The 22799-nt window shown below is 38.3% G+C and carries 24 protein-coding genes; 14 read left to right on the plus strand and 10 right to left on the minus strand.

The genetic code is table 11. The annotated features are described in order from the left end of the window. Positions 1 to 62 precede the first annotated feature (62 nt). The 8 genes from MHZ92_RS11510 to MHZ92_RS11545 form a co-directional block, all read right to left on the minus strand. Positions 63 to 290, minus strand: a complete 228-nt coding sequence (locus MHZ92_RS11510) for a hypothetical protein (protein ID WP_239431845.1) — start codon at positions 288 to 290, stop codon at positions 63 to 65. A gap of 89 nt (positions 291 to 379) precedes the next feature. Next, entirely contained in the window at positions 380 to 964 is a 585-nt protein-coding gene (locus MHZ92_RS11515) for a hypothetical protein (RefSeq protein WP_239431846.1), read from the minus strand. Between the two features lie 7 nt (positions 965 to 971). Further along, a complete protein-coding gene (locus tag MHZ92_RS11520; protein ID WP_239431847.1) occupies positions 972 to 1169 on the minus strand; it encodes a hypothetical protein in 198 nt (65 codons plus the stop codon). A gap of 290 nt (positions 1170 to 1459) precedes the next feature. After that, positions 1460 to 1855 (minus strand): hypothetical protein, encoded by a 396-nt coding sequence (locus MHZ92_RS11525; protein ID WP_239431848.1) that lies wholly within the window; start codon positions 1853 to 1855, stop codon positions 1460 to 1462. 50 nt (positions 1856 to 1905) lie between these two features. Then, on the minus strand, positions 1906 to 2640 hold the full coding sequence (locus MHZ92_RS11530; RefSeq protein WP_239431849.1) for a CPBP family intramembrane glutamic endopeptidase: 735 nt from the start codon (positions 2638 to 2640) through the stop codon (positions 1906 to 1908). Positions 2641 to 2727: 87 nt separating this feature from the next. Next, on the minus strand, positions 2728 to 3018 hold the full coding sequence (locus tag MHZ92_RS11535) for a hypothetical protein (RefSeq protein WP_239431850.1): 291 nt from the start codon (positions 3016 to 3018) through the stop codon (positions 2728 to 2730). A 117-nt stretch (positions 3019 to 3135) separates the two neighbouring features. Continuing rightward, positions 3136 to 3591, minus strand: coding sequence for a CoxG family protein (locus MHZ92_RS11540; RefSeq protein WP_239431851.1), 456 nt, complete (start codon positions 3589 to 3591; stop codon positions 3136 to 3138). A 162-nt stretch (positions 3592 to 3753) separates the two neighbouring features. Then, positions 3754 to 4413 carry an FAD-binding protein gene (locus MHZ92_RS11545; RefSeq protein ID WP_239431852.1) on the minus strand — a complete coding sequence of 220 codons (660 nt, stop codon included), beginning with the start codon at positions 4411 to 4413 and terminating at the stop codon, positions 3754 to 3756. Positions 4414 to 4635: 222 nt separating this feature from the next. Here MHZ92_RS11545 and MHZ92_RS11550 point away from each other — a divergent pair, with 222 nt between their 5' ends. The 4 genes from MHZ92_RS11550 to MHZ92_RS11565 all read left to right on the plus strand — a co-directional run bounded on the left by MHZ92_RS11550 (position 4636) and on the right by MHZ92_RS11565 (position 6644). Continuing rightward, positions 4636 to 5229, plus strand: coding sequence for a TetR/AcrR family transcriptional regulator (locus MHZ92_RS11550; RefSeq protein ID WP_239431853.1), 594 nt, complete (start codon positions 4636 to 4638; stop codon positions 5227 to 5229). Positions 5230 to 5386: 157 nt separating this feature from the next. Then, positions 5387 to 5653 carry a hypothetical protein gene (locus tag MHZ92_RS11555; protein ID WP_239431854.1) on the plus strand — a complete coding sequence of 89 codons (267 nt, stop codon included), beginning with the start codon at positions 5387 to 5389 and terminating at the stop codon, positions 5651 to 5653. 133 nt (positions 5654 to 5786) lie between these two features. Further along, the gene (locus MHZ92_RS11560) at positions 5787 to 5897 is read left to right on the plus strand and encodes a putative holin-like toxin (protein WP_239431855.1); all 111 of its coding nucleotides are present in this window, start codon (positions 5787 to 5789) and stop codon (positions 5895 to 5897) included. A 297-nt stretch (positions 5898 to 6194) separates the two neighbouring features. Next, positions 6195 to 6644 carry an SRPBCC family protein gene (locus tag MHZ92_RS11565; protein WP_239431856.1) on the plus strand — a complete coding sequence of 150 codons (450 nt, stop codon included), beginning with the start codon at positions 6195 to 6197 and terminating at the stop codon, positions 6642 to 6644. 538 nt (positions 6645 to 7182) lie between these two features. Here the strand turns inward: MHZ92_RS11565 and MHZ92_RS11570 are convergent. Next, on the minus strand, positions 7183 to 8262 hold the full coding sequence (locus MHZ92_RS11570) for a metallophosphoesterase (RefSeq protein ID WP_239431857.1): 1080 nt from the start codon (positions 8260 to 8262) through the stop codon (positions 7183 to 7185). 223 nt (positions 8263 to 8485) lie between these two features. On the opposite strand from MHZ92_RS11570, the gene MHZ92_RS11575 reads away from it, so the two are divergent. The 3 genes from MHZ92_RS11575 to MHZ92_RS11585 all read left to right on the plus strand — a co-directional run bounded on the left by MHZ92_RS11575 (position 8486) and on the right by MHZ92_RS11585 (position 9606). Next, entirely contained in the window at positions 8486 to 8677 is a 192-nt protein-coding gene (locus tag MHZ92_RS11575; RefSeq protein ID WP_239431858.1) for a hypothetical protein, read from the plus strand. A gap of 224 nt (positions 8678 to 8901) precedes the next feature. Further along, on the plus strand, positions 8902 to 9234 hold the full coding sequence (locus MHZ92_RS11580) for a YrdB family protein (protein ID WP_239431859.1): 333 nt from the start codon (positions 8902 to 8904) through the stop codon (positions 9232 to 9234). Positions 9235 to 9246: 12 nt separating this feature from the next. Beyond that, complete coding sequence (locus tag MHZ92_RS11585) at positions 9247 to 9606, plus strand: YybH family protein (RefSeq protein WP_239431860.1); 360 nt, start codon at positions 9247 to 9249, stop codon at positions 9604 to 9606. 167 nt (positions 9607 to 9773) lie between these two features. Here MHZ92_RS11585 and MHZ92_RS11590 read toward each other — a convergent pair whose 3' ends face one another. Then, on the minus strand, positions 9774 to 10454 hold the full coding sequence (locus MHZ92_RS11590; protein WP_239431861.1) for a helix-turn-helix transcriptional regulator: 681 nt from the start codon (positions 10452 to 10454) through the stop codon (positions 9774 to 9776). A gap of 222 nt (positions 10455 to 10676) precedes the next feature. On the opposite strand from MHZ92_RS11590, the gene MHZ92_RS11595 reads away from it, so the two are divergent. The 7 genes from MHZ92_RS11595 to MHZ92_RS11625 all read left to right on the plus strand — a co-directional run bounded on the left by MHZ92_RS11595 (position 10677) and on the right by MHZ92_RS11625 (position 22787). Beyond that, on the plus strand, positions 10677 to 11552 hold the full coding sequence (locus MHZ92_RS11595; protein WP_239431862.1) for an SDR family oxidoreductase: 876 nt from the start codon (positions 10677 to 10679) through the stop codon (positions 11550 to 11552). 102 nt (positions 11553 to 11654) lie between these two features. Continuing rightward, positions 11655 to 12413 (plus strand): SDR family NAD(P)-dependent oxidoreductase, encoded by a 759-nt coding sequence (locus tag MHZ92_RS11600; protein ID WP_239431863.1) that lies wholly within the window; start codon positions 11655 to 11657, stop codon positions 12411 to 12413. Between the two features lie 427 nt (positions 12414 to 12840). After that, a complete protein-coding gene (locus MHZ92_RS11605) occupies positions 12841 to 13344 on the plus strand; it encodes a hypothetical protein (RefSeq protein WP_239431864.1) in 504 nt (167 codons plus the stop codon). Then, positions 13341 to 14579, plus strand: a complete 1239-nt coding sequence (locus tag MHZ92_RS21605; RefSeq protein WP_239431865.1) for a replicative DNA helicase — start codon at positions 13341 to 13343, stop codon at positions 14577 to 14579. Before MHZ92_RS11605 ends, MHZ92_RS21605 begins: the two co-directional genes overlap by 4 nt. Positions 14580 to 14778: 199 nt before the next feature. Beyond that, on the plus strand, positions 14779 to 16419 hold the full coding sequence (locus tag MHZ92_RS11615; protein WP_239431866.1) for a DUF2075 domain-containing protein: 1641 nt from the start codon (positions 14779 to 14781) through the stop codon (positions 16417 to 16419). Positions 16420 to 16874: 455 nt separating this feature from the next. Further along, positions 16875 to 19778, plus strand: a complete 2904-nt coding sequence (locus MHZ92_RS11620) for an SNF2-related protein (RefSeq protein WP_239431867.1) — start codon at positions 16875 to 16877, stop codon at positions 19776 to 19778. Positions 19779 to 19793: 15 nt separating this feature from the next. Then, on the plus strand, positions 19794 to 22787 hold the full coding sequence (locus MHZ92_RS11625; protein ID WP_239431868.1) for a site-specific DNA-methyltransferase: 2994 nt from the start codon (positions 19794 to 19796) through the stop codon (positions 22785 to 22787). Positions 22788 to 22799 lie beyond the last annotated feature (12 nt).

Genomic DNA, 22799 nt, shown 5'->3' on the forward strand with positions numbered 1-22799 from the left:
TGTTGGTAGAGCATAATTAATATGTAAGGACGCTCTGCAACGATCGTCCCGCGTAGCGTAAGTTAAGCTGTTTTCTTGTTTTTACTGTTTGAAATCGCAGACCATACCATGTAGATAATAATGGTGTTTAATGTAAGCAAAGATAAATCAAAGTTGATATTTCGTATACCCAAGTCAAATACCTGGAAGATAGATAGCGTTTCTTCTCCTTTGTACAGCAACCATTTGAATGGGACTCCGAAAATGAATGCAATTAGTACACAGACCATAATCTTTTTATTCTTGGTCATAATAATCCCCTTTCGATGATAGTCTAGGTTCACTAGTTACACTATCCTGCCTGGTTGTAATTTGAACTAAAGAACTTACCTCAACCAGCCTAAAAAATAGTTACAACATTACCTTCCGCATCAACACCACGGAAAGTGAAGTTTCCAACTTCATCAGTAGGAAGTAAGGAATAATGTATCGCAACACCATTTTCAATAACCATTTCTACAAATATTGTCGATTGTTCTTCTACCTCTTTTAGTGATAAATAGATTTCTCTTACATGTGGTTCATTGCTAACAATCACTTTTACAATGTCTTCGTCAAGAGCTTCTGCCGCAAAAATTGTATTGTAGAATACTCCTTCATGATGAGTTGCTGCCCAAGTTGTCTTCATCTTTTTATCAGGTGTTTCACCGAATATCTCACTCCCTAAGATAGGGCGGTGCAGAAACCCAAAATTGCTTTCTATAAGTTCGATAGATTTATTTTGACCCGTATCCCAAACAACTATTTTTTTGTTTTTAACATCCTTTTCTAAGACTACAATTCCATCATTCGGAAATGAATTTCTAATTGCAGAACGCTCCGTCAAATAATATCCTCCAAGGAAGGAAGGTCCGAAATAAATTATGATCATAAGTAGTATCAAGATAATAAGATGGCGTTTTTTTAAAATGACCTTTCCTTCCATGCTTTCTTCACCTCCGCAGTGCATCTACTAATTTATTGACTGTGATAATTGCAAGTTCCAAAGAAATTAAAGTAGCAAGGAGAGTACCTACAAATACGCCAGTTGAAGTAGTTATCGGCAAGTGTTGCCAAATGAAAAAGTGGATAATCGCTAAATAACCGATGAAGAAAAGCACTTTGAGCAAGTTGTTTACGAACCTTTTCATCGACTGGACCTCCTCGGAAAGTGAAAACTTTCGAAACATTTAATTCACTTTACCATTAAATTCAAGTGTTTACTAGGTGAGTATACGTGGCAGGGGGGGATAGGGTTGTGGGGGAGTAGTAGTTTCGGTGCCTGTGCAACAAACAATTCAGTTTATACACTACATTTGCATAAAATAAATTAAGAAGCCAACCAATTCAACAATTGATTGACCTCTTTGCGCATATATATTATTTTTGGTGAATTGTCATAAATGTGTGGTGCACAGGCACCTGATTAATGGGCAATTGATTAATCAATAGACCCTAATCTATATGACTCATTACCAGGTTTGCAATATTGCAATACCACTACATCAGGAGACCAGCTTTGAGGCACGTAATGAATGCTGAAATCCCCGCAAGTCGTTTCGGTTATAAGCTCATCTTCCTCATTTCGAATTTGAACGTGAATCCCGGAATCATCCCGCTTCATACTAAAAGTTTGATTGTACCAAGTAGTCACTTTAATTTCGTGGATTCTTTTCTGTTTAAAATCGTAGAGGGCGTTAACATTTCGAATGTCATGGGAAGAAATCATTGTCACATGTGGAATTTTTTTCGAGGGTACGTCGTACAGACTCAGACCAATCGGCAATGCGATAATTGCAGCAAAGATTGTGAGGGCGATTTTTTCTCTCGTCAGCATTTGAATTGCTCCTTTTTTAGCAAATAACGTGCTAAATAGTCTACTAGTCATTAGCCTTGCTCATGTGACTCTCCTAATTTTGCCATATAATCTACCAAGAAATGAAGGACGATGAGCGGCAAAATTGACCCGATTCCAATATAGAGGATTGAAAATACGATTCCGAAGATAGTTGTTCGAACGACTCCGGTTGTGAACCCTTGATAAGTATGTGCGAGACCGAACAGTAGGGAAGAAATAATAATGACCACCCAAATGGATAAAGTAGGAAATAGATAAGACAGTGCAAACAGTAGAAAGCCTCGATAGATGATTTCTTCTGTCACGCCTGCTGTTAGCGAAACATAGTTCCATACTTTTTTCTCTTTGGGCGTAACGGGCAAGATTTCTGAAAAGCTGCTTTCTCCCAATTGTTTCTCTTGCGCTTTCGCCAACGATGTTTGGATCTTATCGCTCACATGATAGCCAATCGTATAATACAAGATTCCACATACATAAAAAAGCCCAATTGCAAACACAGAATATGTAACCACTGGCCCTAACGTATCCGTATTTATACTTGTAATAGACAAACCGATATCTGTTAACGTAAGCTCTGTAAACAGAACGAGGAGTAAAATGAAAACAGTCGGAACCCATAAACCAATGATGGCATTTTTATAATACTTCAACCTGGCATGTTGATTTTTTCGTACGTCGACCTTAAACTTTTGAAAATCGAAGTATCCTATAATCGGTTCGTAGAGCAACGTGAAGATGATGACGAGCCAAAAACTATATTCCATAGAAAATTTTCTCCTTTTCATTTGTCTTTCCTACTAGTTGAATATACGTGACAAAAGCAATATGGTTTCATACATAAAAAAACAGGCTTACTCAGCCCGTTGTTCTAGTGCTCTTTTCGCCAAGATTGCTACTCTTTTTGCCTCCATTAATTCCTCTTTCGCTTTTCCCGTGAAATATTCGGTAGTCAATATTTGAGTAATTCCCTCAATTTGTAAATCGAGCCACCCTTGAATTTTTTCTGTTCTAGTATCCAGAGCCTTTTTAAATTCAATGATTTCTGAGTACTGTTGTATTGCCTTATTTGCCATTTTCGTTAAGTCATAAGACTTTTGTAATATATCACTTGGTATGTTCTTAGGGTCAAATTTCTTCTCCATCCCATCCTCCCCCTCGGTGTTGTTTTGTATTATATGCAGGGGGTACTACCATTGAGGGGGACTATTATTTCCCCTCGAAAAAAAGAACCCAAACCAATGACGGTCTGGGTTCTGTAATTACACTCTTCTCAGTTCAATATTCGTAATTTCCTCGGCAATCGCTTTCGTCAAATCTTCCGCTGTTTTCGGGACGAATGATTTCAAAATGGTGTTTATCATCGGCCCCATGACCCCTTTTGCTGTGATGTCCAAATTCCCGTGCATCACCGTTTTGGAATCCGAGAGCGCTTCCGCTTTAAAATATCCATCGCCCGCAAAGTTTTCATTCAACCCTTTTAAATCGAATGTAACAAGCGTTGGTTCCTTCCATTCGGTGATGTCGATTTGCAACTTCACTGTCTTTTGCATAATGCCGATATCACCTTTAAACGTCCACGTCGATTGCGTGTCACTTAGAATTTCATGCTCGATGTATCCCGGGACGAGCGGTGCCCACCTGTTCATATCACTCACAAAATCCCATACCTTTTCAATCGGCACATCTATTTCTGTCGTATAAGTTCCACTAGGCATCTGGCTGTTCCTCCTTTATGATGATCGAATGTTTTCCATGTCTCTATTTTACGCGTAGGTGCGTGACCGATATACTTCATCCCAGCGTATAGTCCGGGAATCCCTTCTCCACGTAAACTGATGACTTGTCCATTTGATACATCACCTTCATTGTATAGAGGATTACGGATGCGGAATTGTTCCTTTTAGGAATGAACGGACAAGTTCTTTGTTCCATTCAAATCCGCATGAAGCAATCATGACGCCCTTTTGAGCACCGAGGAAATAGCTTGCTCCCTCCTCTTTTTCCGCGCGAACACCAATGACGGCTCCTTCATCATCCATCACGAGCTCCTGCCTGGGAGTGGAAGTCAATGTAATAATGCCACGATCTAGTACAGCCTTAAATAGACTGCCAGCCAATGTGCATCCCGTTGTTGAGGTGTTGTTTTCCATTCGTTGGGCATCAATGGTGAAGTCAATATCTCCCGGAACAGAGGCTCTCCCTTCTTCCAACTTCAAAGGTGGGAAAATCAGATTTCTTCTTATTTTATCCGCCCACTCCCCTAAATCGTTCAAATGAAACGGAAGGGGGTCGAGTGAGCGGCATTCCTTTTTGGCCCCTGGCAAATCTACATCATAGTCCCCATACCCTTTGGGGACAGCAAAACGTACAGGCGTATGCTCATACAAGTAGTCAATCATCAGATTCGATTTCTCAAGGATCACAACATCCGCCCCTTGATCATGGGCGAGAATAGCTGTTGTGAGTGCTGCACCCCCGTTGCCTAAAACGACTATATCCGTTACCGCATCCCACTGGACGTTATTTCTTACTCCCATTTCAATACCCCCCTTATCACCTTGGAAAACGAATACAAAAGAGATGAAAGAAAACCTCACAAAAAATTTGCCAAATCCACTTTATCGACAAGGTGTAGTCCTTTATAATTATAGATAGATTGATAGTTAAAACAATAATCACTTTTCAGTCAAATGTTGTATTGTCGACATTTTCGCCAACAGTGTCTACCATCTGTAAGTTAACCGACAGGAGGATATAAATTGTCTAGAAAGATGGATCCGAGAGTTCAACGGACCAAAGCGATGTTTGAGGAAGCGTTACTCGACTTGATGGAAGAAAAGGATTATAAGAAGATTACGGTACGAGAGATTTCAGAAAGGGCCAACCTGAACAGGGCCACTTTCTACCTGCATTACGTAGATAAAGATCAATTGCTGGAACAAATGTTGGACGAGGCGTTAGAGAAGTTAAGAGTCTGCGTGCAAGTGAAGGATATTGAATTTGAATATGACAGCGATAATCCGCATCCGATCTTCGTTCAACTATTTACGAAAATGATCGAAAGCGACCGCTTTTACAAAGTCATGCTCGTCCAAGAAAAAGTACCGTACTTCACCGAGTCAGTTCGAGAGGTTATTGAAACATTGGTATGTAGATCGACGCAGGTTATGATTGATGACAAGCTCGAATTTGTAGTACCCATCGAAATTACAATCGCCTATGTCACGTCCGCCTATTTTGGCGTCATCGTTTGGTGGGTGAAAAATGATATGCCCTATACCCCCGCATACATGGCCAAGCAGATGACGAGAGTGTCAACGGTGGGACCGTGGGTGGAGAATCCGTTTCTGTGATCATTCGATTTTCAGGAAGAGAGAAGTAGTACGGAAGGAGTTAGCTATGAAACTAAACAAATTCGCAATCCTCCTATTGGTGGTTTATTGTATACCGTTCGTTTTTCTGTCCATGTATGATGATTAAAAAAATTACTCGATGATCGTTTACGGACTGATGATAATCGCTGTAGGGGTTTTCGCTTTTTTAGCAAAACGAAAATCGTCATTCCTTGTTCTTCTCATCGCAAATATCCTGTCTTTTCTCAGTTCCTATTTTTGGGTACTGCGTGTGAAAAAAATCGAAGAGTGGGAGGGCTATTTCAAGCCGTTCTCATCCGTTCAATTATTGGTACTTGTGACGGTTCTAATCATTTTGCTGCAAGTGGCGGTTTACCGGTTCACGAGGCCCATGGATTATGGGGGAGAGGGTAAGGGAGAATGAAAATCAATCTTACCTGACTTGTGGTTTTCTAAATACTCAATCGATAATTAATTACCAATATGATAGACTAATAGGTAGCAACGGCATATAGTGGATGGGCGGTTGGCACTCCCTTGTGAAAGGGGGTGTTTATATGGTGACATACGAAGCAATCAACATGATGTTCCAATTTGGAATATTTCTCGCAACAGTAGCAGCAACGATTGTGGCGATTATTGCTCTATGCATCAATAGAAAAAAGTAACCACCCTCCGCTAACTGGCAAGAAAGCAGGGTAGTTACTCTTTTGTAAAAACTCTTCATTACTGGCCAACCGCTCTTCTAGCGGTATGTCCGTTGCACCGACCGGATGTTCCAGCATCTGGTCTTTTCTTATTATATGTTCAGTTTATCACAATCAAACAATTATTGCATATAATTGCTTAATCAATTATTGAGACAGTGCTGCAAGCCCGTATGAACTGAGTAGGTGAGTATAGTAGAACCAGTGCTTCGATATACTGGAAGAATACCTTAAGACTAAAACCATAAAGGAGGAACAATGAACATGCCCACATCCACACCGGAGTTCACCATCACCCGCACTCTAAATGCCGGCCGCGAGCTCGTTTGGCGCGCATGGACCGAGGCGAAGGAACTTGCCGCTTGGTTGCCTTCGACACCCCTGGAGTCCATCTCTTTCGATGTTCGTGAAGGCGGACGTTACCGTTACACGATGGTCAACAGCGAGACCAGCGAGGAGTTTCATACTGGAGGAGTGTTTCTCGATGTCGTACCTTTCGAGCGACTTATCTTTACCTGGGGTTACCCCGATGCCCCTATCGAGGACTCTCCTGTCGTGACCCTAACCCTCACAGCTAACGGGGACAACACCGAGATGACCTTCCACCTACGGGGATTCGCCGGTCATCCCGGCGATCAGTACGTGTATGACGGCTGGTCCGACACGCTTGATGATCTGGAAAAGCACCTGTCCGACCAAAGGCAGTAGAAAGTGAGCAATAACCGATGTAATGGAATCGACGCCTCTTGAATATTTCGGGAGGCGTTTTTACCGACGTCATCATTTTCCTCTACATCGACGCATACTTAGGAACTGTCCGGTGGGAACAGCGGTTACAGTGTATAACAAATATACAGGGAGGTATTGGGTTCAGGTTGATGCTTAGAGATACTTCTTGATAGAAGTGGAAGAAATAAGTGTTAGTTCGGCTGAATAACAATCGATAAATAGCTATTTTTTTATAATCCAAAATAGAACAATCCCTAATCCAAGTAAAATAGCTACAAGGTAAACATACCAATAATCAATGAATAACTCCCATTGAAGCCTCTGGATTTCTTTAAACCTATAAACGAATTCCATCAAGGTTTTCCCCTCCACGATCAATCCATCTAATATAGGTAATTTTACTATAATCAACAATTAGCACCAGCGCATAAATTTATGCACTTTTGCTTTGGTGAATTGTAGAGTTGATTATACATCTCTTCTATTCTATCAAAAACCCTTTACGCTCTTTGAGGTTCTATTCTTCAAAATGGACGTTGATGACGACGACTTCTGCACGGCTTCCGATGCGCAAAGGTGGACCCCAAAGGCCGAATCCAGATGAGACAATGCTGTGCATGCCGTTTTTGTGTAAATGTCCGTACGCATTCTCGTAGATTCTTTCGGTGATGAGGTGCCCTGGGTACAATTGCCCGCGGTGCGTGTGTCCTGACACCATCAGGTCGATGCCGTTCTGTACAGCGATGTCGAGTTCCACAGGCTGGTGGTCGAGCATGAATATCGGTTTCTCCTTGTCGATGTCTTTCGTTAGTTGTTGCAAGGAAACTCGATCGCTGTCCTGAAAGTCTTTCCGTCCAACGAGATAGAATTCATCATTGATCAACCGTGCTTCATCTTCCAATACGGTGATTCCCGCTTGTTTGAATTCTTCGATGATGATGGGGATGTCACGTCCGTAGTTTTCGTGGTTACCCATGGTCGCATAAACACCCATCGGTGCCTTGATCTCTTTCATAATGTCCCCGAGCTGGTGTCGGAGGTAGGGGGCAACCGAATTATCGATGATGTCTCCAGGCAACAAGATGATGTCAGGATTAATCTCCTTGCTCAATTGTAAAAAACGTTGCAAATGATTGTTTTTGATGATGTTATTCAAATGGAAATCGGACGCCATCAAAATCTTCAGGTTTCCCCGTTCCGTTTCCTTTTGAATGGTGATGTCATAGCTTTTGATGACTGGACTCCATGCATTTAAGGTTCCGATGATAAAGATCGATGCATAGAAGCTAACAGCAAGATAACCGAGGAGCTTGATGCCTGTTCTTTTTCTGAGAAAATAGATGATGTTGACAAGCGGAAATACAAGTACACCGTATCCGATCACAACGAGCCAATACCCCCCGATGACTTCAAGGGGGACAAAGGAAATAGCCACTCCAATCGGATAAGCAGCTGCCAACAGAATGGCGAACAGAATCACGGTCTTCTTTCGTTTGAATGAAAACGTTTCCCGCAGCCAGACGAACAGGTTGTAGCCGATATAATACGCGAAGCTTACGTAAATTATCAGGAAAACGACACCCAGCACAATGCTCATACTTTTCCCCCATTCCTTCATCGAACTATAAGTTACCCGTTTTCTCCCATTTTGTCTATCACTTAATGTGAATCTCTTTGTTGATTTCGGCAAGATTTGAAATTCACTTGATGATAGATCACATTTGAACCGGAACATTGATCCGAATAGTAGACACGAATTCAAACAGGTGCCTGATACATTACCGTTCCAGGTTATAATAAAAACATTGGAGGGATTTTTAATGGTGAAATTTACTGAGAGTGAATCAGGTGCATATGCAGAGGGAGAATACAGATTGTGGTTTGATAAAAAGTCTCAATCGCTTCGAATGAAACTCGATAAGGACAGCGATCTCATCTACTTTCCGAAAGACAGCAAAGCATACAAAGAGCTAACTGAAAAATATTTCAAGGAACATCTTAGTCGATCTTAATGGATCGGCTTTATTTATTTTCCGCAGCTACCGATTAGTACTCAAGAGGAACGGCTAGGTGGGGATGGCGGTGACAGCTTATAACAAATATATATAGTAGGCCAGCGGATTACGGGAAGAATGCAGATGCTAATAGACAATAGTAACTGCCCATACGAAGTTGAAACCGAATCCTTGAATAGTACGTATAGAAAAGCAACTACAAACAGTAAGGGAGAATGGGAATGAAAGTAAACCTAGCAATTCGCTTTATGTTAGAAATGTGTGGTCTAGTAGCAGTGTCATACTGGGGCTTTCAAACTGGCAGTGGTTTTCTGATGAAGGCAGTATTAGGCATAGGCTCACCTTTCCTATTGGCAACAATTTGGGGGATTTTTGTTGCACCTAAGAGTGCTCTGCGAGTCAAGGGTTCGGGGCGAGTAGTACTTGAACTTATCATTTTTGGCGTTGCGGCTTTAGCTATATATGATGTTGGAAAACTAACATTAGCAATCATTTTAGCAATCGTAGCGGTAGTAAGCAGTATACTGAACCACCTATGGGAACAACAAAGGTAAGGAGGGAAGCAATTGGAGATTCTGAATGAGTATATAAAAGCGACAAATACCCACAATTTTGATGAAGTTAAAAAGTTACTCCATCCGAATGCGGTTTATTTTTTTAGTAACAAAACATGTACAACTCATGAAGCCATCCGAGATTATTTTGAAAATGCATGGGAAGTAGTCAAAGATGAAAACTATGAAGCTCAAGATGTACAATGGCTATTCATTTCTAAAACGTCCTTAACTTGTACCTATACATATTTTTATGAGGGTTACGTGAATGGTGAATATACAAGTGGTCGAGGAAGAGCGACCAATGTATTTGTGAAAGAAGTAGATGACTGGTTATTGATTCACGAACATTTGAGTGCTTTGCCAAGATAGTAGTCCCTCGATGCGCGTAAAACGATTGAAAAAACCTTACGGAAAACAACACCTCCCGACTAATGATTCGAGAGGTGTTTTTGTTGTAATTGGTATCTCAATTCTGAGTCATAAGAAGTGTAATTATTGATCAATAAATTGGTCGTCAGATGGAATAGTAAACATATTTACTGAATTAATTTTAAACGGAAAAGCTTGGTGACTGCCTCTGTCCGATTTTTACTATCTGTTTTAAGCATTACATTTTTTATGAAATATTTTACGGTTGATTCGGAAATATTGATAAATCGACTTATTTCTTTGGTTGTATATCCGTTACTGATGTACTCCATGACTATAATTTCCTTATCAGTGAATTGTGTAGTATTCACTTTACTAGATAAATTGAGCGCATTGATACAACTATCACTAAAACTTTGGATTTCCATTAGTTTATCAGATGTAACCTTAAATCTAACATTTACACCAGTTAAATAACCGACTGTAACACCGTTAATTGACAGCGGTACAAGTAGCATATTGTGTATAGTATCTGATAATATGAACTGATTTCCAAGAGAAAGTTGGAATTTATTATCATTAAAGAAACGAACCTCATTCTGTATGATGGCTCTATGTACATGTTCGTTGATTACCATACTATGATGCACATGTGAAATCGATTGAAGATTTGGGGGCTCATATGAGTATATGCCACGGATAGTATAGTCGAAACTTGAATAGTTATAAAGTTGTATCATATCACACGGAAAGAATTTATGGAAAATCTTTATCATTTCAAACAATCCTTCATTTATAGAATCAGATTGTCGTATGGTTAATAACTCCTTCTCCCAATCTATGTTCATATTAGATCTCCACCCCTTCTCTTAATAATATCAATGCATTAGACAAAAGGATAGCAAACCAGTCAGTACCTATACTTTTAGATAGTCTATTTATGTTCTTATAGGTATCTACTAAAAATATTTAGAAAGCGTTATCATTGGGTTGTAAACATTTCAAATATATATAACCATTGTTATTTAATGATTATATATAAATTTTTTAGGGATCAGGAGGAGAAAGTTATGACAGATTATTTAAACTACAAGGGGAAAAAATGTGTTGTTTTAGGTGGTTCTAACGGAATGGGTAAAGCTACGGTTGATATTTTGGTAGACCTTGGTGCAGAAGTATATGTGCTTGATATACTTCCTTCCGATAATGAAAGAGTTACATATATTCCGGTGGATTGCAATGACCCGGATTCAATTAAAACAGCATTTGATCAACTGGTACAGTTCGATTGCTTCTTTGGGTTTGCTGGAGTTTCTGGTGTGAATCAACCAACATCTTTAGTACTATCGATAAACTTCCTTTCTTACAAATACATGCTTGATGAGTTATTGTACGATAAGATGAATGAAAATGGATCAATTGCAATTGTTACTTCAAATGCAGGTCAATATTGGGAAGCACATATTGATGAGTTTAAATATTTGACCACTGCCAGCAGAGAAGATGCATTTAAATTCTTAGAAATCAATGACGAAAATCTGGTCGATGCAGGTGCATATTCGTTAAGTAAGCGTGTACTAAATTATTATTCGTTCCTAAGTGCTGGAAAATATGCAGAAAAGCATATACGCATCAATACCGTATGTCCAGGATTTACTGCAACTCGATTACGCGGGGAGTTTTCAAAATATCTTAATGATGACGAGGAGGTCATCAAATCTATGGGGAAAGGCTATATTACAAGAGATGCACAACCAGAGGAAATAGCAAAAGTATGTGTATTCGTTAACAGTGATATGGCCACTTTTGTAAATGCAGAAGAAGTCATGGTGGATGGTGGTACCCGTGCTTCATTTCTATTAAAACAAAAAGGCTTTGACTTCGATCCAAATAATGCACCATTATATTCGAAGCCTGTCGAAATTCCGGAAAATACAATTAAATAAACATGGCGTTCGTCTATTTTAAAAGCATAGGGACAATCTAAACCGGTTCCATTATAAATCGTGGATACAAAAGAAGGATTAATGAAAAAGGAGCATACGAGTATGGGAAGATTATCAGATAAAGTAGCTATCATTACAGGTGGAGCTAGCGGAATGGGCGCAGCTGAAGCTTATCTTTTTGCAAAAGAAGGAGCAAAGGTGGTTGTTACAGATTTACAAGAAGAATTACTCCAAGAAACAGTAAAAAAAATCAATGATGAATTTGGTGAAGTAGCCATCGGTTTAAAACAAAATGTTGCTAATGAAGAAGAATGGAATTTTGTTGTAGAGGAAACAATTAAACATTTTGGTAAAATTGATATTTTGGTAAATAATGCAGGAATCGGTGGAAGTCCTAGTCCAAATATTGAGGATTTTAGTTGGGATGATTGGGAATCAGTGATAAATGTAAACGCTGGAGGAACCTTTTTAGGAATAAAAGCCGTCGTACCAGAAATGAAAAAGAACCAATCTGGATCAATCATTAATATTTCATCTATTGCTGCTTTAATGGGTGGTATGGGGGGCGTTCCATACACTGCTTCAAAAGGTGCAACACGTTCAATGACCAAAGTGGTAGCACTAGATCTTGCTAAACATGGTATAAGAGTAAATTCCGTTCACCCGGGAGTGGTAGATACTCCACTAGTCAATAAAGGAATCGATGAACAAACAAAAGAATTATATAAGGCATTAATACCATTAAACTTTTTAGCAGATTCAATGGATATCGCTTACCCAGTATTGTTCCTTGCCTCAGATGAATCCCGTTTTATGACAGGAGCAGAACTGGTTGTTGATGGTGGGACAACCATTCAATAAAATGTGAAGACCACTTTTTATTTGTTACTTGCCTTCAACAAAGCGACCTAATAGTTGTCGAAATGTTACTCAATTAACGGGTGCTCTAGTGGAAGAGCAAATCAATAAAAGTTAAAAAACGCAGAGAATGTTAAAACCTCTGCGTTTTTCTCTGCGGTTTAATGGATAAAAGTGTGTAATGTTTCCTATTATTTTCCTGCTAGTTACAGAAAGTCATGGTCGTAATGTAGTCATCCAGGTAATGGGTGGCTATTTTTTTGTATGCCGAAGAAAACAGCCTTTCGATATTTTCTTTATCGGGTTCATCAACCGCAAAGACTTAATCGCACCACCTCTATAAATCTTTTTTCTCGAACGTGTATCCTTTTCCACTGTTCATTTCTATATAACAAGTAAAAGGGACTGATCACTAGGAGGAGGAATGGAAATGGATAAAGGATGGTTGAAATTGCATCGGGGATTGAAGGACAAGCCGATTTGGAGGAGGTCGACGCCGGAGCAGCAAGTGATCCTCATCACATTGCTCATGATGGCGCGTTTCGAGGAGAGGGAGTGGGAGTGGAAAGGGGAGAGATATACGTTGCAGCCGGGTCAGATTTTGACGTCCCTCGCTAAACTTGCGGAGGAAAGTGGTGAGTATATCTCCGTCCAGAACGTCCGAACAGCTCTAAAGCGTTTTGAGAAATTCGGATTTCTAACAAATGAATCAACAAAGGCAAATCGTCTCATAACCCTTACAAACTGGGCGTTTTATCAGCAAAACGGAGACGAGCCAACAAAGGGGCTAACAAAGGCCCAACAAAGTCATCACAAAGAGCTAACAACTACTAAAGAAAGTAAGAAAGAAAAGAAAGGAAGAATAAATAATTTCCTGCGGAAAAGGCAAGTGACGGAATTCACGCTGGATCTAACGAAGGGGGAAGCGTGGTGATTGCGGAAAAAGCGGTTCTCGGTTCGATGCTGAAAGAGAATTATTTGATAACCGATTCTGGTTTAGCCGTCTCCCAATTTACAAATCCGGTACACAAGATGATTTTCCAGTCGATGAAGGAGCTGCTTGCAAACGGGAAAGCCGTCGACCTCATCACGTTGCTATCATCTTTCAACCCGCAAGATATCGGAGGGGCCAATTACATAGACGACTTGACGACCTATGTGCAAATCGAGAAGTTCGACGACCATGTCGACGCCATGCTCGACGTGTGGCGGGAACGCGAAAAGCAAAATGTGCTGCATATCGCAGCCCAGGAAAACTGGCCGATCGACCGCATCATGAGCGAACTGGATGCGCTCATCGACAACCGGGCAAGCGATCATTCATCGATCTCGGACTTGCTCATGAATGTCTATGACGATCCGTATGTCAAAAAGGAAATGGAGGAAGGCGCAACGACAGGAATCGAGAAGTTGGATGCCATGACGAACGGGTTCCAGGACGGGGAATTGACAATCGTCGCTGGAAGGCCAAGCATGGGGAAATCGGACTTCATGCTCCATATCGCGAAGCATGCCGGATGGAAAAACCGCCTGCCGATCATCTTCTCACTCGAAATGTCCGCCACGAGCTTGCTGGACCGTCTACTCGCTTCGACCGGAAGATACTCGAGAGCCCGGATGCGGAATAAGTATTCGATGTTAAATGAAGCACAGAAAGCGGAGTGGCCGAAAACAATCGGCAAATTGTCGGAGACGGACATCCAATTTTTCGACCGCAGCAAACAGACCGTCGCGGAAATGCGGATGAAAGTGCGGAAGATGATCCACGAATACCGTGGCATGAAACCGGTCATCTTCATCGACTACTTGACGCTCATCCATTCCGAGGACACGAGCAGTAACAAGCATCTGCAAGTTTCGCAAATCACAAAGGACTTAAAAGCAATGGCGCGTGAATTCAATTGCCCGGTCATCACACTCGCGCAACTAAGTCGTGCTGTCGAGCAACGGCAAGACAAACGCCCGCTCATGTCCGACCTTCGCGAATCCGGTTCTATCGAGGAAGACGCGGACGTTATCATTTTCCTTTATCGAAACGCCTATTACACGATGGATGAAGACGACAGCACGTTGGAACTGATTGTTTCGAAAAACAGGAACGGCCCGGTGGGGACGGCGGTTACAGCGTATAACAAATATACGGGGGAGGTGTTGGGAACAGGGATATGAACGTTTTGGGAGGTGGGTAAGGGGTACGGGGCTGGAATCTGAAGGGACTCGTATATCTACACAGCATTTGGTATAGGTTAGCAGACAAATGTACTTCCTCAATTTTCCATGATAAATATGGTATAATTTAATATAGCCTTACCTTGAGTGTGATTTTTGCAAAAAAAACAAAGCTAATTTTTTAGAGGAGAAACAGTTTATGGGAGACCTCATTTTTGAAAAAAGAAAATTCACTTCAAGTGGATTAAATAACATAACATCTGTTTATTTAAATAGTTATCCAATCGTATATATTTTATATAATGACAAGCGACCAACAGCTTATATTGGACAAACAGTACAAACAACTCGACGAATGAAAGATCATCTGAGCAATCCAAAACGTTCAATATACAATGAGACTATTCTAATTGGCCATAAAGAATTTCATCAATCGGCTACTTATAATATTGAAACGAATCTCATAAATTATTTTATCGCGGATAATCATTATAAATTGCAAAATGTTAGTCAAACGGTTAAAACTCAAATGCATAATTATTTTCAAAAGCAATACTACCATGAAGATATCTTTTCCGAAATATGGGAGAGTCTTCTTGAAGAGAATATCGTTTTCGATACATTAGAAAATCTAAGGAATAAAGATATTTTTAAGTTATCTCCTTATAAAGAGCTTTCAGCAAAACAATTAGAAATAAAAAATAAAATTTTAGAGTTCTGTCAAAATAATATTCACAAATCCGGACGCCATGTTTTCTTAATAGAAGGAGATGCTGGAACTGGTAAAAGTGTTTTATTGAGTTCGTTGTTCAATTCAATACAAGATTATGCGAATGATGAAAGTTCACCCCTAAAAGGCTCTAATAATTATTTGCTTGTTAACCATGGTGAAATGTTAAAAACCTACCAAAGCATAGCATTTAGTTTGCCAAATTTAAAAAAGAATAGGTTTTTAAAACCTACTTCCTTTATCAACCAAATGGATAGGTCATCTAACGCCGCAGATATTGTTTTAGTAGACGAAGCACACTTACTATTAAGTAAAGAAGATGCATATAATAATTTTAACTTTGATAATCAACTTGAGGAAATTATTAAAAGAAGTAAAATAACAATAATAATTTTTGATCCAAAGCAAGTGTTAAAAATAAAAAGCTATTGGAACCATGACTCCATCAATAGTATTATTGAAAAGTACCAAACAGAAACTTTCCATTTGACGGATCAATTGAGAATTAATGCAAGTGCTGATATCACAAACTGGATAGACAATTTTGTTTCGAAGGAAATACTTCCCATTCCCAAAACGACAAACGAGAACGATTATTATGAGATAAAGGTATTTCGTAATAGTGAAGAATTTAAAAATGCAATTGTGGATAAAAATAATAAATATGGCCTTTCAAGAATTGTTGCGACATTTGATTATCTACATAAAAAAGACGGAGAAGAATACATTGTTGATGAGCACGGAATTAATATGCCTTGGAACACTACATGGAAGAATAAGACCTGGGCTGAAGAACCTCAAACCATTAATGAAGTAGGCTCTATTTATACCGTTCAAGGGTTTGATTTAAACTATGTAGGTGTTATCCTAGGACCTTCAATTGGATACGACGAAGTAAATGATAAGTTACTTATTGATGTAAACAAATATAAGGACATTGAAGCTTTTCGATCTAGGAAGGATTTATCGCCTAAACAAAATGAAGAGATAAAAGAAGATATCGTCTTGAATTCTATTAATGTGTTAATGAAACGTGGAATCAACGGACTCTATATCTACGCTACGGATCCAAAGCTTCGAGAGAAGTTGCTCTCTATGGCACTGGATTAAACACTTAGTGGAAATTCTCTTGGTAAGCTGTTTAGCTGTGTAAGAAAATCCTAATTAATGCTGAGAAGCAGACTGTTTGAGTTTTCGCAAATGGCTGTTGATATGGAGTATGCAAAATCAAGAGATTCGAGCTCCTATTGAAAGTATTGGCTCCTCTTTACTGTATGTATTTTTTTACCCGGTATTCCTACCGAACAACCATAAAACAGAATAGATTAATAAAGATGCCGATGATCAAACTGAGAAAGTTTATAATCATCGGCATCTTACTTTTTCCAAAGTCATTTCATTCCGCTCATAAGTTGGGATGCCTCTATTAAATCGATGGTGCATAAAATCACAATTGTTTGCGAATCGATTTGGGATAAAAATCATGGTAGGTGGAATAAAGTTGATTTAATTACAGATCAACTTGAGTATGAAAAATCTTCTGGTAAAATAATGGTAGGTATACAATGTCTTTTAAAAGTGAGGGGATAAGCTTGTCAACAAATTATCACGCAAAATACTTTGCACATGAGCTCACGAGACAAACAGCTGCAAACGGAATAGAAAAGCTATCTCGTTCGTTATTTGATGCGAATGTAGATTTGAATCCACATCAAATAGAGGCTGCGTTATTCGCCTTTCGTTCCCCGTTATCAAAAGGGGTACTTATCGCTGATGAAGTTGGACTTGGAAAAACAATTGAAGCAGGATTGGTACTATGTCAAAACTGGGCAGAAAGAAAAAGGAAACTGCTGATTATTTGTCCTGCATCTCTACGAAAGCAATGGAGCATGGAGTTAGAAGAGAAATTTAATTTGCCAAATATAATTCTAGAGGCAAAAACGTTCAATGAAATTTACCATACTGGACATAGTAATCCATTTAATCAAGAAAAAGTGATAATCACTTCCTATCATTTTGCCAATCGAAAGAAAGAGGATATAAAATTGGCTGGTTTTGATTTAGTCGTAATTGATGAGGCGCATAAATTGCGTAATGTATATCGCAATAGTAACAAACTAGGAAAGGGTATTAAGTGGGCAACCGAGGATACCAAGAAACTATTGCTTACAGCTACTCCATTGCAAAATTCCCTGTTAGAATTGTATGGTCTCTCAACATTAATTGACGACCACTTTTTTGGTGATATTGGTGCTTTTCGTGCCCAGTACATGGGCAGCGAAGGAGACTTAGGTGAATTAAAAGAGAGATTAAAAAGTTTCACTCACCGTACTCTTAGGTCTCAAGTCCAAGAATACATACAATATACCGAAAGAAAAGCCTATACTACGCCTTTCATGCCGACTGATGATGAACAAGAACTATACCAAGCAATCTCTGAATTCTTACTTAGGGAAGATACGTATGCCATCCCACAACGTCAAAGGGTACTAACTACACTTATTTTAAGGAAGTTATTAGCATCTTCATCTCAAGCGGTGGCTGGCACGTTGCAAACGATGAAAGAACGATTAGAAGAGCTTTTACGAGGGACTGAGCAAGAACAGGACGGCCAGGGAAATTTAATTAATGAAATCATCACAGAAGATGAAATGGAATATGACATCCTTGATGAATATGAAAATGAAGATGCTGAAATTGAAGATGAAATAGTAGCGCTTGATAAAGAAAAACTCAAAAAAGAGATCGAAGAGCTTGATAGGTACGCAAAGTGGGCTCGTTCCATAAAGATAGATAGTAAAACTAGAGCTTTGTTAACTGCTATTGAAACTGGCTTTAATGAAATGAAGAAAATGGATGCGAATCGAAAAGCTTTGATATTTACTGAATCAAAAAGGACTCAAGAGTATTTAAAAAACTTTTTAGAGGCAAATGGATTTGCGGGGAAAGTTGTTATTTTCAACGGTACTAATACTAATATCGAGTCTAAACGGATATTTGAAAAATGGTTAGAAACATACCGAGGTACCAACCTTATCAGCGGGTCCAAAACAGCAGATCAGAGACAAGCTTTGATCGATTACTTTCGTAATGACGCAGAAATCATGATTGCAACAGAATCGGCCGCGGAAGGTGTAAACCTGCAATTCTGCTCCTTATTAATAAATTATGATTTACCATGGAACCCTCAACGGATTGAGCAAAGAATCGGAAGATGTCATCGTTATGGTCAAAAACATGATGTAGTTGTTATTAATTTTCTGAACAAAAGAAATGATGCCGATGCTCGTGTTTATGAACTATTAAGGGATAAGTTCAATTTGTTTACAGGTGTTCTAGGAGCATCTGATGAAGTGTTAGGAACGATTGAATCAGGAGTTGACTTTGAAAAGCGTATCCTTTCAATCTATCAAGAGTGTAGGACTCCTGAAGAAATATCAACAGCCTTTGAAAAGCTGCAAAACGAATTGGAGACACAAATCAAAAGCAAGTTGGACGACACAAGAAAGAGTCTTCTTGAACATTTTGATGAGGATGTTCATAGTAGACTAAAATTCCATCTAGATGAAACAAATTATCAGTTAGACCGATTCAGTAAAATGTTCTGGGCGTTAACAAATGTAGTGCTGAAAGATAGGGCAATGTTTTATGATGACATTTATCAATTTGAATTAATATACCCGATTGAATATGTCGAAATTCAACAAGGAAAATACCAATTAATAACGAAGGATAAAGATAAACTAGATCATACAAATCAGATTTATCGTCTTTCACATCCTTTGGGAGAATATGTGCTAGAGGAAGGGCAGAAGGCTAAAACTCCAAATAGAGAACTCATTTTCGATATTTCAAATCATCCTTTCAAAATTTCGTTGATTGAACAACTAATTGGTGAAAGTGGTTATTTGACTCTGTTAAAACTTACCATTGACTCGTATCAACGAGAAGAGTATTTATTGTTTAGTGGTCTTACGGATAACGGGAGAATCATTGATCAAGAAATTTGCGAAAAGCTGTTTAATTGTAGTGCGCAAGTGTTCGAATTATCCCAATGGTCTGCGGGGTTACTCGAAACACTTCGACAGAATGCTGAAAGGCATGTAGCAGCTACTTTAAATAAATCATTGGAAAATAATAATCGTTTCTTTCAAGAAGAAAGAGAGCGATTAGAAAAATGGGCGGATGACTTAATAATAGCAGCAGAAAAAGATCTGGCCGATACTAAAGTTCGAATTAAAGAGTTAAAAAGAAAAGCAAGACAAGCAAACACAACTGAAGAACAACACAACATTCAAAAAGAAATAAAAGACATGGAGCGAAAACAAAGAAGACAGCGCCAACAAATATTTGACGTGGAAGATGAGATAGCAGAGAAAAGAGACGAACTTATTGAAGAGCTTGAAAAGCAGTTAGTTCAAAAAGCGACAAAGGAAGAGTTGTTCACTATCCGATGGCGTGTAATTTGATGAGGGGGAAATGATGTGAGCACACAGCTTAGCAATTTTATAAAAATGTTGGAAGAAATGTTTCAATTCGACCAAGCTGATTTAGATTTTGGAATATACCGTATTATGAATCAAAAACGTGAGGAAGTAAGTCGCTTTTTGGATAAAGACTTAGTCCCTCAAGTAAAGCGTGCATTTGAGAAATATAAAGATGCAGATTTAGAGACGATAAAAGAAGAGATTAACAAGCTCGAAAAACAGCTTACGGATATGGGAGTTCCAAAAGAGAGCTCTGAGAAATATATATCGCTTCAAAATAAATTAAACCAAGGCGTTGATGTTGTTGCTCTAGAGAATGAAGTGTTCTCAGATTTAACTAACTTCTTTAAGAGATATTATCATGAAGGAGATTTCCTGTCATTACGCCGTTATAAGAAAGATATCTATGCTATTCCTTATGAAGGAGAAGAAGTAAAACTTCATTGGGCAAATGCGGATCAATATTATGTTAAATCATCCGAGCATTTCAGAGATTATACATTTACTTTACCCTCGGGAAAGAAAGTTCACTTTAAGCTTATCGAAGCAGAAACTGAAAAGAACAATAATAAGGTTCAAGAAGGAAAAGAACGACGTTTTATTTTGACGAATAACGACTTCTTGGTTGAGGAGAATAACGAGCTTTTAATCCTCTTCGAATATCGTCCTGATAAAGAAAAGCGAACGAGAGAGAAAGTTAATACTGAAACTGTTGAGCGTATCTTTCGGAGAAGTGAATACAGTAGTTGGATAAACGAACTACAAATTTTATCCCCAACAGAAAAGAATAAAAAAAGAACATTATTAGAAAAGTATTTAAATGACTATACAGCTAGAAATACGTTTGATTATTTTATCCATAAAGATTTAGGGGGCTTTCTTCGGAGAGAATTAGATTTTTTTATTAAAAATGAAGTTATCCACTTGGACGACCTAGACACTGAGAACGAGAAGAGTATTGAACAATACTTTTCGAAAGTTAAAGTTATCAAATCCATAGGTACAAAAATAATTATGTTTCTAGAACAACTTGAAGGTTTTCAAAAAAAAATGTGGCTTAAGAAAAAAATGGTTATAGAAACGAATTATTGTATAACACTTGATAGGATACCTGAGGAATTATATTCTTCAATACTGTCTAATGAAGAGCAAATTAGAAACTGGAATGAATTATACTCAATTGATGAAATAAAAGGCTACTCTATCCCATTATCTGATGAGTTCTTGAAGAGTAATAATAATTTAGTTGTTGATACGAAATTTTTTGATGCGGAATTTGTACAGAAGCTATTATCTTCAATAGGAAATATAGACGAACAAATAAATGGCACATTAATTCATAGTGATAATTTCCAAGCGTTGAATTTAATTAAGGAGAAATACAATAATAAGATAAAATGCACTTATATAGACCCACCTTACAATACAAACTCAACTCCAATAATCTATAAAAATGGGTATAAGCATTCAACATGGTTGTCACTAATGAGGGATAGACTGGAATTATCTAAGCGATTAATGAACGAAAAAAGTGTCGGGGTCATCGCTATTGATGATACTGAAATGGTGAATTTGACCTCTTTATTAAGAGGCATTTTCACAAACCATAGAATTTCACCAGTTACACTAGTTCATAATCCAAAAGGTTCCATTACTAAAGATTTTAACAGAGTACATGAATATGCTATTTTTATTACTAATGAAGAAGAGAAAAATGTAATCAATCGTACACTTGAAGAAAATGATACTCCTAGGAAAATGAGGAGATGGGGAGAAAACTCTTTAAGAGTTGAGAGAAAATTATCTTTTTATCCGATTTATATTAAAGACGGAAAAATAACGAGAATTGGTAAGGTACCAAGCGATGATTTTAGCCCAGCTGGTAAGAATGTAAGACTGGAAAATGGTGAAATTGAAATTTGGCCAATAGACCAAAATGGTATAGAGAGACGATGGAACTTTGGTTTAGATAGCATTGAGGGAAATTTGGATCGAATTACAATTATTGAAGACAATGGTATATATGATTTGTTTTTAACACATGAATTATCTGTTCCCAAAACTGTTTGGAGTGGAGGAGAATATGATGCGGGTAATTATGGAAATACCTTGCTAATAAATATTTTAGGGGAAAAACGTTTTGATTTTCCTAAATCCATAAATACAGTTAAAAGAAGCATAAGTTTGTCAACTTCTAAAGAAAATCCAGACATAGTTCTTGATTATTTCGCTGGTTCAGGTACTACGGGCCATGCAGTTATCGAGTTGAACAGAGAAAGTGGTCGTGATTTAAAATATATTCTCATTGAAATGGGTGAGTATTTTGACAAGGTAACGAAGCAACGGATTCAAAAAGTAATATATTCAAAAGACTGGAAAGATGGTAAGCCTGTTTCTCGAGAAGGCTCAAGCCATATGTTTAAATATATTCGCTTAGAATCTTATGAGGATACATTAAATAATATCGACTTGCATTTATCCGAGCAGCAAAAGCTCGCTATTGAGGAAAATATGGCACCGGAAGTAAAAGAGAATTACATGCTATCTTACATGCTTGATGTTGAATCTAAAGGTAGTGCTTCCCTATTAAATATTGATATGTTTAAAAATCCATTTGATTATAAATTGAAGATTAGTAATGGTAAAGAGACTAAAATTCAAAAAATTGACCTTGTCGAAACATTCAACTATTTAATTGGTCTGCATATAATGGAAATGGATTTTATTAAAGGCTTCCAATTAATCAAAGGTGAACTACACACAGGCGAAAATGTTCTTGTTATTTGGCGAAACTTAACGGAGTCTACAAATAAAGAATTAGAAGAGTTTTTAATAAAGCAAAAGATTAACTCAAGAGATTTCGAATTTGACCGTATTTATATCAATGGAGACAACCATATCGAGAACTTGAAAATCGATGAAAGTAATTGGAAAGTCGTATTAATCGAAGAAGAATTCAAACGTTTAATGTTTGATGCTCAAGATGTCTAAGGGGGCTGTGTA

It is taken from the genome of Sporosarcina sp. ACRSL (assembly GCF_022346605.1).
Classification (GTDB): Bacteria; Bacillota; Bacilli; order Bacillales_A; family Planococcaceae; genus Sporosarcina.